This window comes from Actinomyces sp. oral taxon 897 (assembly GCF_002999235.1).
Lineage (GTDB): Bacteria > Actinomycetota > Actinomycetes > Actinomycetales > Actinomycetaceae > Actinomyces.
This window is the reverse complement of sequence record NZ_CP027236.1, coordinates 1848297-1861638: the sequence shown is the minus strand read 5'-3', so window position 1 is coordinate 1861638 and position 13342 is coordinate 1848297. Positions and strand designations below refer to the sequence as shown.

At 71.3% G+C, this 13342-nt stretch carries 11 protein-coding genes; 9 read left to right on the top strand and 2 right to left on the bottom strand.

Going from position 1 to position 13342, the window contains the following annotated elements:
• Positions 1-129 precede the first annotated feature (129 nt).
• On the bottom strand, positions 130-1311 hold the full coding sequence (locus C3V41_RS07505) for an OmpA family protein (RefSeq protein WP_129591520.1): 1182 nt from the start codon (positions 1309-1311) through the stop codon (positions 130-132).
• A 1585-nt stretch (positions 1312-2896) separates the two neighbouring features.
• Here C3V41_RS07505 and C3V41_RS07500 point away from each other — a divergent pair.
• From C3V41_RS07500 to C3V41_RS07455, 9 genes are all read left to right on the top strand, one after another.
• Entirely contained in the window at positions 2897-3652 is a 756-nt protein-coding gene (locus C3V41_RS07500) for a hypothetical protein (RefSeq protein WP_129591519.1), read from the top strand.
• Positions 3636-3959, top strand: a complete 324-nt coding sequence (locus C3V41_RS07495) for a hypothetical protein (RefSeq protein ID WP_106109756.1) — start codon at positions 3636-3638, stop codon at positions 3957-3959. Before C3V41_RS07500 ends, C3V41_RS07495 begins: the two co-directional genes overlap by 17 nt.
• Positions 3960-4018: 59 nt before the next feature.
• The gene (locus C3V41_RS07490) at positions 4019-5272 is read left to right on the top strand and encodes a hypothetical protein (RefSeq protein ID WP_129591518.1); all 1254 of its coding nucleotides are present in this window, start codon (positions 4019-4021) and stop codon (positions 5270-5272) included.
• Positions 5273-5728: 456 nt separating this feature from the next.
• Positions 5729-6193 carry a hypothetical protein gene (locus tag C3V41_RS07480; RefSeq protein WP_106109753.1) on the top strand — a complete coding sequence of 155 codons (465 nt, stop codon included), beginning with the start codon at positions 5729-5731 and terminating at the stop codon, positions 6191-6193.
• Positions 6190-6765 carry a hypothetical protein gene (locus tag C3V41_RS13305; RefSeq protein WP_174714763.1) on the top strand — a complete coding sequence of 192 codons (576 nt, stop codon included), beginning with the start codon at positions 6190-6192 and terminating at the stop codon, positions 6763-6765. The genes C3V41_RS07480 and C3V41_RS13305 overlap by 4 nt, the downstream gene beginning before the upstream one ends.
• Positions 6762-9149 carry a helicase HerA domain-containing protein gene (locus C3V41_RS07475; RefSeq protein WP_129591517.1) on the top strand — a complete coding sequence of 796 codons (2388 nt, stop codon included), beginning with the start codon at positions 6762-6764 and terminating at the stop codon, positions 9147-9149. The genes C3V41_RS13305 and C3V41_RS07475 overlap by 4 nt, the downstream gene beginning before the upstream one ends.
• Before the next feature lie 67 nt (positions 9150-9216).
• Positions 9217-9936: a hypothetical protein gene (locus tag C3V41_RS13120; RefSeq protein WP_165271601.1), complete on the top strand. Its 720-nt coding sequence runs from the start codon at positions 9217-9219 to the stop codon at positions 9934-9936.
• On the top strand, positions 9933-10727 hold the full coding sequence (locus C3V41_RS07460) for a hypothetical protein (RefSeq protein ID WP_129591516.1): 795 nt from the start codon (positions 9933-9935) through the stop codon (positions 10725-10727). Before C3V41_RS13120 ends, C3V41_RS07460 begins: the two co-directional genes overlap by 4 nt.
• A gap of 326 nt (positions 10728-11053) precedes the next feature.
• Positions 11054-11905 (top strand): hypothetical protein, encoded by an 852-nt coding sequence (locus C3V41_RS07455; protein ID WP_106109749.1) that lies wholly within the window; start codon positions 11054-11056, stop codon positions 11903-11905.
• A 261-nt stretch (positions 11906-12166) separates the two neighbouring features.
• On the opposite strand, the gene C3V41_RS07450 is transcribed toward C3V41_RS07455, so the two are convergent.
• Positions 12167-13318, bottom strand: a complete 1152-nt coding sequence (locus C3V41_RS07450) for a tetratricopeptide repeat protein (RefSeq protein WP_106109748.1) — start codon at positions 13316-13318, stop codon at positions 12167-12169.
• Positions 13319-13342 lie beyond the last annotated feature (24 nt).

Below are 13342 nucleotides of genomic sequence, written 5' to 3'. Positions count from 1 at the left end.
TCTCACGAGCAATAAGTACCGTTCTCACGGCGAACAAGTACCGTTCTCGCGTCTGGGCGGGGCGGCGGGCCCGGTGGCCCCGGTGAGAGCTGGCCCTGGCGGGTCCGGCGGGTCCGGGCGGTGGGCGCCCTACTCGGCGGTCACCACGGTGACTCGGTTCTGCTGGGCCTGGGGCTCAGTGAGGCGGCCGTCAGGGCCGACGTCGGGCACGTGCCCCGGGCACTCGGCCCCCAGGCCCCGGGCCGTGACCGGCACGCTGCCCAGGTGCGCCTGGAGCTCAGTCCTCACGGCCTCCGCCCGGGCCTGGGACAGGGTGGCACGGCTCTCAGGCGTGCCGGCGGTGGCGGTGCAGCCGGTGACGGTCACGCGCGAGACCCCGCTGCCGGTCAGGGAGCGGGCCAGCTCGGCAATGGTGGCGGAGGCCTGGTCGGGGTGGAGGAAGGTGGCCTCGTCGCCCACGAACGCCAGCTGCGTCTCCGGCAGGGTCACCGAGATCCGGGCCGCGGACACCGAGGTGGCGGCCACATTGACCGGCGTCACCGCGGGCAGCTGCTCGGGTGCGGTGGTGGTGACGGCGTCTCGGGAGTCGGTGGTGAGCGTGCCGCCCGCGGTCTCGACGACGGACCGCCACAGCTCCTCGAGGCGGGCCCGGGCGGCCTGGTCCAGGGCGCCCTGGGGGGCGGTGGTGTCCCCCATGCCCACCCAGTGGACCGTTATGCCCTGGAGGTCGGGCAGGAGCCGGGCGGCCTTGAGCGACTGGGCGGTGGCCTGGATGTCAGTGCCCGGGCTCAGGACGCCGTTCTGGAAGGGGACGGCGCCCGTGGTGGCCAAACCGGAGTCAATGACCACGACGGTCGGGCTGGTGGAGCCCCTCACCTGGTCGGCGGCCACACCGATGGCGCCCAGCGTGTCGGCCTCGGGCGTCGTGGCGACCGAGGCGGCCAGGGCCTGGCGCACCCGGCTCACGTTGGCGGTGCGGGAGCGCTTGGAGGCGACCTCGCTCGCCTGCCTCGAGGCGAGGGTGAGGCTTGTCCGCACGGCCGGGGCGCCGTCGGCGCTGACCACGTAGAGGGTGCCGTGCCCGTCCACGGCGTCGTCGATCACCGCGTCAACGCCGGGGCTGGAGGCCGTGAGGTCGATCGTGGGCGAGTTCTGCCGGGCCGAGTAGACAATGGCCGTGGCCCTGGTGGAGGTCACGACGTCCTCGCCCTGCTTGAGCTCGCAGGCCGTCAGGGTCGTCAGGCCCAGGGCTGCCGCGACCAGGAGGAGCAGAAGACGGGTGGTGCGCCTGAGGCGCTGGTGCTGTGTCATGACCCCCATGACGGAGCCCAGGCGGCTGGCGGCTCACCTGGCCCTGGCCTCCCAGTGGCGTGGGCCCGTGGGGAGTCTCTCCCTCCCGCCCACGCTCCCCGCTCGCGAGAACGGTACTTATTGCTCGTGAGAACGGTACTTGTTCGCCGTGAGAACGGGTGTCCGTGGCTGGCTCCCGCAGGGACGCGATCATGTACAGCGTGAACGGAACGCGATCTAGTCGTGGGGAACAGGGTGTCTCCTGATTGTGCTGGTGTGGGTGGGGGACGTGTGCTATTGTTTTGTTCGTGGGGCAGGGCTAAGGGCGGCACAGGGCAGTGGTCAGGAGGTCGCCTTTGAGCCATATTCGGAGGGGTTTCTCCTGTTGTCTGGTCTGCCCCAGGCAAATGGGTCCACAATGAGGGCTTGTTCGGGTGCTGTGTTGAGGAGTCCAATGACGTGGTCCGTCTTATTGTGCGCGTCCTGTGTGGGAGGGAGTGGGCGGTGCTCGCGCTCGACGACGGGGACCTGTGCTGGAGGGGATCTGGTGAGGGGAGGGGGTGCACGTGCGGGTGTCCGCGGGGTTGAGGTCGACCGAGCTTGTGGTCTTGGTCACCGCTACTGTGGTGTGGGACACTCCTCTCGACTGCCACTTTTCCGCATGGTCTCGTCCAAAGCCGGCGCCGGATCCGCTCCCAGGACCGTCGGTGGCGAGTGGCGTCATACCAACGAAAGGTGGTAGAAATGGACCCGTTCCGGCCACCTCCGGAAGGGCCCCAGAGGGCCGGTGGCGATCCAGCCCCTGGAAACGTTGCAACCACGCGGCTCCCAGGAGCAGGGGTCAGGGAGCACCTCGCACCGCTAGGTGCATTAAAGCACTTCCTCGCCGCAGAGCTGTCTACCCAGACAGCGTGTCAGGGAGCACCTCGCACCGCTAGGTGCATTAAAGCTCCCACCCCGATTCCGTCTGCATCTGTGCGGCCAGCGGGTCGGGGAGCGCCCTGCTCCCCTATGGCACAGGTTTATCCCGTTCGCGCTACGGGTAATTCGTGCGTGGGCGGGGCGAGATTGACTGTGAGGCGGGCTCTCCCGCCTTTCGTGGCGCGAATCCGAATGCTTTTATGTGGTACGTCGGATAATCTGCCGTCTGTCTGCTGACCCGGTTCGTGTGCGTGTCGCAATCTGAGGATCAGAACGACTGGCACTCTCTGCCGCGCCGGGGCCCAGGCCTCTGACCTGCGCGGACATTGGGTGTACAAAGGTGCGAACGGGGTGGGGTCGGCTCTGATCCTCAGATTGCGACAGAATCGTCCACCCACCACCGCCGGGGCCGTGCATAGCCCCCTGTCCTCACCTCAGGCCAGATCTCGGACTAGACGGTGAGGCGGCCTGCTACCCGTCCCGGGGGATTCTCGGTCGTGCTGGCAAGAGCCCGGGCCAGCAGCCCGAGGTGAGTGGGCCTGGGACGGCGACCCCGGGCCTGCCAGTGGTCCCGTCCCGCCCGGCCCTGGGACAATGAGCCACCTGCCTGCTGCGCTCCGTCAGGAGGGGCATGAAAGTATCGTCACCTCCTGAGGTACCCTCCGTGTCCCGTACCGGCCTGGGCATGTCCAGTATCGGTGCCCACGTAGGCGTGAGCGGCGACCTGAGGGACGCCGAGCGCCAGGGGCGGCAGGACTACGCCCTGACGCCTGACCCCGACGGGCGCACCCCCTGGATCCACGGGCAGGAGCAGGCCTTCCGCGAGGGGCAGGCCGTTCTCTCCGAGGAGCTTCACGACCGCGTCGCGCTCTTGGACGCCCAGATAGCCAGCGACTCCGACCTCCTGCGCCGTGAGGGGGAGGGGGCCAGCGCGCTCTCACCCGTCCCCGACCAGGGGTACGCCAGCAGCATCGAGGCCTACCGGGCCCGTCAGTCGGCGCGTGCGGCCAAGGCGGCCGGGGAGCAGCGCCGCGCCCAGGTCGAGGCTGCCCGCGACCGCCTCCACGCCAACGTGCAGATGCGACGCCACCTTCACGAACAGGGCCGTGAGATGCTGCGTCAGGCTGCCGCCCTGGCCAACAACCGGGTCGCCCACTACTGCCTCGGCAGGGAGCGTGGCCCCTGGTGGCGGTTCTGGGGCGCGGGCACCAGCGCCCCCACCCGCCCGCGGCCCATCGCCCCCGACGCCCCCTGGTTCGTTGACGACCTGCCCGTCATGCGCTCGACCCTGGGGCCCGCCCAGGATCCGCGGCTGGAGTGGACGTGGGAGGACTTCCGTGACCCCGAGCGGGACGGTGCCCTCGAGCGGGACGGTGCCGCCCAGGGTGCGTGGCTCGGTGGAACCCAGGGCGGGGTGAGCGGCCGTGGCACCCTCGCGTGAGGCGCACCTGGCGGCCGTCCTCGGCTACCCCGGCTCCGGCTTCAGCTCCGGCTCCGGCAGCGCTCCCAGGGCCGGGGCCCAGGGCCGGGACGCGGATCGAGGCACCTACCGGGGCCGGGGACCCGGCGTGGCCACCACGGTCCTGGCCCTGCTGCTCCTCGTCCTCGCGGCGGCGTGCGCGGGGTACGTCCTGGGCTCCCGCCAGGCCGGCCCCTCGTCCGACGGCGCCACGGCCTCCCCGGTGCCCGGTGGCCCCGGGGGCGCCACCGCCGCCTCGGCCTCCCCCGTGACGGGCGGGAGACCCTGAGGGCGGCGGACGCGCCCCGGCACAGGGTCCTGGTCCGCGCCCCGTGGCCCAGGACCCTCGTGGTATCCGTCAGAGGGGTCATGAAGATCCTCAGGAAAGTCACGACGCTCTTCCGTGACGACACTAAGTCCCCCACCCGGACGCGCCCCATTGAGTACCACCGCAACAGCGCTGAGGACGTCCGCCCGCAGATCGTCCTCGCCCCGGTGGTGCCAGCTGCCGCCGTCGCCTCGAGCGAGCAGCAGGCCGTAAGGCAGGCTGCCGCCGGGGTCGACAACGCCGACTCCCTGGCCGTCAGCGACCAGCGCCTGGCCGTGGAGCAGCAGATCCGCTCACGGACGCACCGGGAGGTGGCCGCCGTCCACTACAGGTACCAGCAGCTCGTCAACGAGCAGGACGGTATCCTCTCGGGTCTTCTCGGCCGCCAGTCCGAGGGCGACCTGCTTGAGAGGAAGGTGACCGAGGCCCAGGCCGCGGTCGACAGTGCCGAGCAGGAGCTCCGTGACAGCCGCGGGCCCGGCGCGGTGGAGGCGACCCGCTCCGTAGGCTTCTGGAGCCGGGTCATGCAGTGGATCTTCCTGATCATGATCATAGTGTCAGAGGTGGTCTTCAACGCGACCGCCCTGCTGGTGGCGGGCTTCTCCTTCCAGGTCGCCCTCATGGCCGGCTGCGGGATCTCCCTGTCCCTCCTGGTGGGGGCGAGCTTCACCGCGAACCAGCTGGCCGCGGGCCGGCGCGCCGCCGCCCTCTGGATGGGGATCCCCTTCTCCCTGGCGGGACTCATGATCGCGGTGTCGATGGCCGTGATGCGGGAGGACTACGTGCGCATTATGGACAGCCAGGCAGGCCTGACCTCCCAGGCGACCTCCTCGACCTGGTGGACTGCCGTGGCGCTCGGCGTGGTCAGCGTCCTTATGCCGCTGGTCTGCGGGGCCCTTGAGTATGGGCTCTTCTTCGGCGCCACCCTGGGCCGCGCGGACCGCGACCTCAGGCGTGCCACCCGCGCCCTGGACGCCTACCGGCGTCAGAATGCCGACCTCCCTGAGCAGATCGAGCACGCCAGGCGGCTCAAGGAGGAGTTCGCCCACCTCCGGGAGAAGGAGGTCGCCGTCGTGACCTGCCTGGGTACCGAGATGATTGACACCTACTACGTGGCTCTCCAGACCTCCTACGGCGACCCGGAGATGACGACCGCGCTGGACCAGCGTCGTGCGGCCGCGGACGCCCGCGCCGAGCGGGCCAGGACCCCCGGAGGCGCCGCCGCTGACGGGCGCTACGGCGAGGACGGCACGCCCTCCCTGGCGGTGGCCTGATGAGCCGCCCCAACCTCCTGGTCTATGTGTGGACGCGACAGGGCTGGTGGGCCCCCGGCGAGCCGGGGACGTGCCGCCACTGCCCTCAGGACCTCACCACCTGCCCCGTGTGTGAGGGGGACTGGCGCGAGAGGCGCTGCACGGCTTGCGGGGGCGGGCTCGTCTGCCCCGACCACGGGCGCTACTGGCTCGTCTGAGAGGACAGCTGGCCGCCTGGGAGGCCTGTTGGTGAGGCCGGGCCTGCCTGGCAGCCTCGTCGGCGAAGCCGGACCCCGCCTGGCAGCCTGTCAGGGCAGCCGACCGCCTGGGAGCCCCGCGCACCGTGCCGCGCGGTGCTGCACGGTGCCGGTCGCGGGGCTCCCGGCGCCGGGGCCAGTGGCCCGGCCACCTCCTGGCCTCCGTCAGGTGCGGTGTGGCCCGCCGCCAGGGCGAGCCGTCACCAGTGAAGGAGCCGCCATGTACAGAGTCCCCGTTGACGAGGAGGGCCTCATTGTCCCCGGGGCGGGCCACCTCGCGGAGCCCTTCCTCGGCACCGTCCTGGAGTTCCACCGCCGCAGCGGGCTCGGCCTGCCGCTCACCGTCGTCCACTCGGGCGGGCGGCTGCGCCTCCAGGCCCCCGTCCGGTTCAGGAACGGCTGGTGGCGGGGTCTTCCCCACCTCCTGGAGGTCCGTGCCGACCCCGTAGGGACGGGACTTGACGTGGGCTGGATGCTCGCGGTGGAGGACCAGGGCCTTCTCCGCTCCCTCCTGGGCGGCCCGGGTCCGGGCCGGGAGCTGGCTGAGCGGGCCGACGCCGGGGCGCAGGCCACCCGGGCCCGCCTGACCCTGACCCGCTCCTTCCACGACCTGGTCCTCCTGCCTGCCGTGGACGTCCTCGTCGCCGAGGTCGAGGGCAGGCCGGTGCGCAGGAGGCCCCGGTGACCGACCTCCCCGTGCCCTGCTGGGCGGGGCTGTACTCCGCCCAGCTGCTCCTCGCCCTGCTCCTGGCCGTGCTCCGGCTCGAGCGCGCCCCACGCCACGACACCCTCAGACGGGTCCGGGGGACGGCCGTCCTCGTCGCCGTCCTGCCGGTACCAGGTCCGGGGCTGCTCCTGGGGGCCACCGCCCTGGCGGCCCTGACCCTCCTGCGCCGACGGGCCAACGACGACGCCCGCGCGGCGCGCTCGCGGCTCACCGCCTCTCCGCTGCGGCCCGGCGGGTACCCAGGCAGCGGGCTGCCTGACCCGGACCTGCTGGCTGGGCGCGTCCCGGACCTGCCGGCACTGCCTGACCCGCAGGCCCTGGTGACCCTGCCTGACCCGGACCTGCTGGCCCCGCCCGCTCTCGCGGACCCCGCCGACCGCGGCAGCACCCTCCCGGTGCTCCCCGCGACGGGCCCGGGCCCTAACCCCCTCGGCCTGCCGGTACTGCTAGGCCCGGGCGGCGGGCTGCCGATCCCGGGCCTGCCAGCTGAGCACGTCCTGTCCGCCCCGACCCCGGGAGACCGAGTATGACCAGCCTGCCTGCCCCTGCCACCGGGAGCGTCGCGCCTATGAGTCGGCTGCGGCCCTGTGCCCCCGTGCCCGCCCCTGCCACGGGGACCGTCGTGACCACCGGCCCCACCTTCTGCTGGCCCCCTGCCGGTGGCCAGCTCACCCCCACCACCTCCTGGACCGCCGTCCTGGAGGTCACTGCCGCGCCGGCCCTCGGCGGCCCCGGCACGGAGGACGAGGCCGCGGCCACTCGGACACTGCGCGGGGCAGCGGCCAGCCTCGTCCTGGCGGCCCGCACACAGCCCGGCTGTGACGCCGTCGAGCTGCGCTGGGTCAAGGACGACGGCGAGGACCGCCTGCACCTGTACCTGGCCGCCCGCTCCACCCGGGGCGCGACCACGGCCCTCGGAGCACTGGCGGCCCTGCGTGGGCACCTGCCCGCGGGGTTCGCTACCGGCCCGGCCCCAGCTAGGGCCCTGGGGCCGAGAGGCGGCAGCTACCTGGACCTGCGACGCACCGAGGTCGGTGGGCGGCCCACGTGGCCCGGCCCGGACGGCCCGGACGTCCTGTGGCACCTGGCCGACCGGCCCGGTGACGCCTCCGCCTGGAACCGTGTCGCCCGGGCGCTCCTGGGCGTGCGTGAGGGCGCCGTCTCGGTCCTGGTGCAGGTCGCCGAGCTGACCCCCGGCGAGCGGGCCCTCCTGGACGCCTACAGGGCTGGTCTGGAGAACCTGGGCGCCGAGCACGATGACGTCGACGTCCTGCGTCGGCTGGTACGGGTCCCGGGTGACGTCGCCGCCCGGGACGCGGCACTGTCCTGGGCGGAGCTGCGCGAGGAGCTCGATCGTCCCGTCCTGGCCCGGATCGGCCTGCGGGGCCCGGCCGGGGACCTGGCCCGTCTGGCCCCGGAGGTCGGGGCCGCCGTCGCCGGGCGCCGCCGCGGGGTGGCTCCCCATATGCGGGTGGCGGCCCCCACCAGCGAGGAGGAGCTGCGTGCCGCCGCCTACTCCTTCGACCACCTCAGCGTGATCCCCTGGGGGCCCGGACCCCTGTGGTCCCGTGGCCTCCTGCCCGCGGGGCTCGCGCGTCTGCCCTTCCTCTACGGTGTCACGGACCTGGCCGGGCGCCTCCTCATGCCCCTGCCCACCCAGGCCGGCTGCCCCGGCCTGCCCCAGTCGGACGCCTCCCAGGCCTATCGGGGTCCCGTCGTCGAGCAGGACGGTGACCGTATCCACCTGGGCAGGGTCCACGGCTCGGCTGGCGCCATGGGGCTGCCTGCCCGCGACCTCACCGAGCACACGCTCGTCGTCGGCTCCTCCGGGCGCGGTAAGACCACCGCGATCCAGTCCCTCCTCGTGCGCCTGTGGCGTCGTGAGCGCGTCCCCTTCCTCGTCATTGAGCCGGTACGCAACGAGTACCGGGCCCTTAAGTCGGTCCTGGGGGAGGAGGTGACCGTCCTGACGGCGTGCCGTGAGGACCTGGTGCCTCTGCGCACGGACCTGCTCACCGTCCCCGAGGGGGTGCGTCTGAACCAGCACCTGGCGGCGGTCAAGCAGGCCCTCCTCCTCAGCGCCCCCATGCCCTCCCCGCTCGACGTGCTGCTGGAGGAGTCCCTGGCCCGTGCCTACAGGCACCACGGCTGGCAGGCGGGGCGCCGTGGGGTGAGGACGCCGGGTGTCGGGGACGTGCTGGCCGGGTTCCGGCAGATTGTCAGTGAGCGTCATTACACAGGTGAGGCCCTCAATATGCTCGGTGCCATGGAGACCCGGCTCAGGCGCCTGGGCGGGGACGGGGACCTGGCCCACACGCTCGCCGCAGGGCAGGACACGCTCACGCCCAGGCTCGGTGGCCCCCTCGTCATCGAGCTGCATGAGCTGGTAGAGCACGACGACGTCCGCCTTGTCACGGCTGTGGTCCTCCAGCAGGTGCGCGCCGCCGCCCGCGCCCGCGGCGTGCGGCGGGGCCTGGCCCACCTCACCGTCCTGGAGGAGGCCCACCTCTTCCTGGACGCCGGGGACCGCCACAGTGGCGCGCAGACGGGGGAGAGGCTGCGCTCCGAGGCCGTGCGGGCACTGTCCACGGACATTGCCACACTGCGCGGGTACGGGGAGGGCTTCGTCCTGGCCACCCAGTCACCCGGTGAGCTGGCGCCGCAGGCCCGCTCCTCGACGGCGAACCGCGTCGTCATGGGCCTGATGAACGACGACGACCGTCGGGCCGCCCTGGCCGACCTGGGCCTGTCGGGTGAGGCGGAGCGGGTCGCGGCGGGCCTGGGGCGGGGGCTGGCCTTTGTGCGGGTGGCGGGCTCCGGCGTCGTGCCGCTGGTGGATCTGGAACCGGCACCTGGTGTGGACACCGGGCGGACCCTGGACGACGACGCCCTGAGGCGTCTTCAACGGGGGTGACGGTCGTGTGGACCAGACGTCCCCGGGCGTCCGTCAAGGGCAGTAGGTCCGAGTACCAGGAGGGAATATGAAGGACTTTGCAGCAGATACCGGTAGCGGTGCCGGTACAGCCGGGGGCGCGGACACGGCGGTCGTGGACACAGCGGCCGGGGGCGCGGACACGGCAGGTGCCGTGTGGGACACCAGCTGGAGCGGCCCCGAGACCAGCCCTGGTGCGGAGACGGGCGCGGGCACGGGGACGGAGACGGGCAGGGGCGCCGGTGACGCCGCGGACACCGGTCACACCGGGGACACCGGTCACGCCCCGGGCGCGGGGCTGGCCCGTCAGGAGCTCGGACAGCGCTCCGAGGACCTGGCCGCCTCCTTCGTCCGGGACGTGGAGGGCCACGAGCTGCTCACCATCCACACCGAGGGCAGCCGCCCCCAGGGCCTGGATCTGGAGACCCTCGGGCCCGACGGGCGCGTCCACGTCATTGAGGTCAAGGGCACGGCCGCTCGCGACTACCGGCCGCCGCGCATGACCCGGAACGTGGGCGGGACGCAGATGAGCCGGGAGTGGGTCGTCAGCACCCTCAACCGGGACGGGCAGACCCACCTGGAGGGAGTCGACGCCGTCGGTGAGGGGCCTGACCAGGTGGGACGCAGCGTCATCCAGGTCGACGAGCGCGGCGGGACGGTGAGCGTGTGGGAGCACGTGGGTGACGACGGCCGGCTCGACACCTCCGGGGGGCCTGACCGGGTCTACAGCCTGGCCGACGTCCGGGACGTTCAGAGGGCGGGCCGGTGAGCGCGCTCCTGGGAGCCCCGCGGCCGGGGAGGGCGGGGCGTGCCCCGGTGGCGCTGCTGGCGGGGGCCGTCACCACGGTGGCGGCGTCCACGTCCACGGGCTGGCTCGGCTGGGAGTCGGCGGGCTGGGGCACCGGCGTGCTCATTGCGGTGTTCACCGCGGCGGCCGTGCTCCTGGACCCCCTCTGGCAGCCGCTGGCCTGGTCGGCCTCGGTACTGGGGCTGGTGGCTTCGACGCCCTTCGTGCTGGCGCTCCTGGGAGCGGGCACCGGGTGCGGCTTCGACGTCGTCACCCCGGTGCGCTCGGTGGGGCTCATCGCTATGGGGGCCGCCGCCGGGACGCTCCTGCTGCCCGGTGTGCGCGGAAGACTCCCGGAGGGCGCGGGCGCGGGGGTGGAGACGACGGGTCTGGGCTGGTTCGGCGGGGTCCTGGCGATCGGGTCGGTGTCGGCGGGGTGGGGACCGGAGGCGCTGCGGCACGGGGCCGCCGCGGCGCCGCTCATGGGCCTGCTGGGGCTGGCCCTGGGGGCGGTCATCGCCCTGCTGCCGCTGGCGGCCGTGGCCCTCGCGGGGCTGGAGGCGGTGCTCCTGGCCACGCCGCTGGTCCTGTGGGGAGGCTACGGGGCGGGTGCGGGGGCCGCGGTGCCGGTGTCGGGGTCGGCGAGCGTGTCCTCCGGTAGCTGCCTGCTGCCGGGGACGAACCTGGGCGTCGTCCTCGGGTACGGGCTGGCATTCGTCCTGGCCCACCTGCTTCTTGGCTGGGGCAGGCGTGTCCTTGGTGGAAGGAGGTGAGTGCCATGTTGTACACCCAATGTCCACGCAGGTCAGGAGCCCGGGCCCCGACGCGGTCAAGAGTGACCCTCGTTCTGATCCTCAGATTGCGACACGCACACGAACCGGGCCAGCAGACAGACGACAGATTATCCGGTTTGTCGGATAAATCCGCCTTGATTTGCGCCGGGAGAGCTCGACAGACACCCCCACCACCCGGATCCGCACCAGGAGACACCACGGGCGTCCGCGCTCCTGCTCCTGGCGTGGGGCCGCCCGCTGGCGAGGGGCGGGAGTACAAGTTCTGGTACTTGTCAGGACGTTGACGGGGTCGCTACGATCGCCTCGTGCTTACGACACTGAGATTAGGTTTCTCCTATGCCATCTTCGGCGCCCTTATGTGGGTGTCCACCGGGCTGCTGGTTCTGGGCTTCTCAAGTATGAGCTTCTCAACCGGAGCCTCTTCCGCGACGAACGACACGCTTATTGCGGCGGCGCAGAACTATGCCGTGATGGGAGGGGTTGTCGGCTGCGCCATCGGGGTCGTGATAAGCCGCCTCTCCGGTAGCCGAGGAAAGGACCTGACTGTTGTCTCAGCGGTCCTCTTCCCTGTCGGTGCGTTCATAGGCTCGCTGCTGTTCGCCGTCGCTGTCTCATTGGCGCTGTTTGTCGTCTCTCTCTTCGGCTTCCGTTGGTTCCAGTACCAGGGGACGATTATTGTCACGGGTGTGTGGGTGATATCCGCGGTCGCCGTTCTCGCCGTCCTGACCTCCAAGGATGGCGGGTCGTCGTCGGTCACCTATTCCTACAGGGGAGGCTACTCCGGTGTGGGCTCGGTGGGCGGGGGCGCCATTGGCGCGACGCCTGCCGGCGGGTTCGGAGGGTCGGACACCTTCCATACCACCAGGGACTTCTTCGGGGACGGTTACACGACCCGGGGATCTGACGGGACCACTTTCCACACGACCAGGGACTTCCTTGGCGACGGGACCACCACCCGGGGGTCGAACGGGGTCACTTTCCACACGACCAGCGACTTCCTTGGTGGCGGCACGACCACCCGGGGCTCGGACGGGACCGTCTACCACACGACCAAGGACTTCCTTGGGGACGGTTACACGACCCGGGGGTCGGACGGCTCCGTCTACCACACGCGTGACGACTTCTTCGGGGACGGGACCACCACACGTAAGGGATGATCCGCCGCAGGGCCCAGGCTACCGTCTCCGGAGGGTGGAGCACCGTCCCAGGAGAAGCCCCCGGGGTCACCGGTAGCGGGCGTGGGCGCGCTGCGGCCCGCCAGGGAGAACCCCGCACCGAGTGGCCCGTTGCGGAAGCTCTCGCCCTCACGGGCCCCATGATCGGGAGCGCCCCGCACCGAGTGGCCCGCCGGGACGGTAGCCAGCCAGGGCGGTGCGGTGGTGGGGCATGTGGAAGACGGGTCCGGGGCGCGCCTCCTGCTACCGGCCCCCGTCAGGTTGGGGGTAGATCTCCTGGGCCTGCTGGTAGAAGGCGAGCGCCTCCTCGTGGCGGCCCATGTCGTCCAGGACGACACCGGTATTGGTCAGGCACCTGGCCTGCTGAGACTCGGTTCCGTCCACCTGGCGGTACAGTCTCAGGGCCTGCCGGTAGGAGTCCAGGGCCTCCTCGAAGTGATCCGCCAGGTGCAGGGAGATGCCGATATTATACAGACAAACGGCCTGATAGTGCTTGCCTCCCTCTATCTGGATGCAGATATCCAGGGCCTGTCGGTAGGAGTCCGCGGACTGCTCGAACTGCCCGGTCTTGCGCAGGGCCCGGCCGAGGTCGTGCAGGCAGTCAGCCTGCTGGGGGAGGGTGTTTCCCATCTGACGGTAGGTTTCCAGGGCCTGCCGGTAGGGCTCCACGGCCTGGTCAGCCTGCCCCAGGCTACCCAGGGTGGAGCCAATGCAGTGCAGACAGTTGGCCTGCTGGGGGAGGGTGTTTCCCATCTGGCGGTAGATCTCCAGGGCCTGCCGGTAGGAGTCCAGGGCCTGCTCGAACTGCCCTACCTCGCGCAGGCTCTGGGCGAGGTTGTGCAGGCAGTCAGCCTGCTGGTGGTGGGTGTCCGGTAAGGTGCGGTAGGCCTCCAGGGCGCCGCGGTAGAAGTTGAGGGCGTTCTCGTTACGTCCCAGCTCACTCAAGGTGAGGCCAATGCGGTCCAGGCAGACAGCCCGGTCCTGCTCGGCGTCGGGCAGGGTGTGGTAGATCTCCAGGGCGTCGACGTAGAAGTTGAAGGCATCCGTGTAACGACCCATCTCATACAGGTTGAATCCGGTACTGCCCAGGCAGAGGGCCTGATTCTGTTCGGTGCCGGGCAGACCACGGTAGAGGTCCAGGGTCTGCTGGTAGGTGGTGAGGGACCTGTCGAACTGTCCTGCCTCCTCCAGGATGACGGCGGTGTTATACAGGCAGTCGGCCTGGTCCTGTTCTGTGTCGGGAAGTCTGCGGTAAAGGTCCAGGGCCTGCGTGAGGGCCTCGACCGCATCCTCCGCGTGCCCGGTCTCAGACAGAAGATCCGCGTCATGAAAAGCCTTTTGAGCTTTCCTGAGTACCTCCTCCTGGGAGGGTTCTGGTGCACTTGGTTTCGTCATTATCGTTTCCTGTCTGTCGTTGGC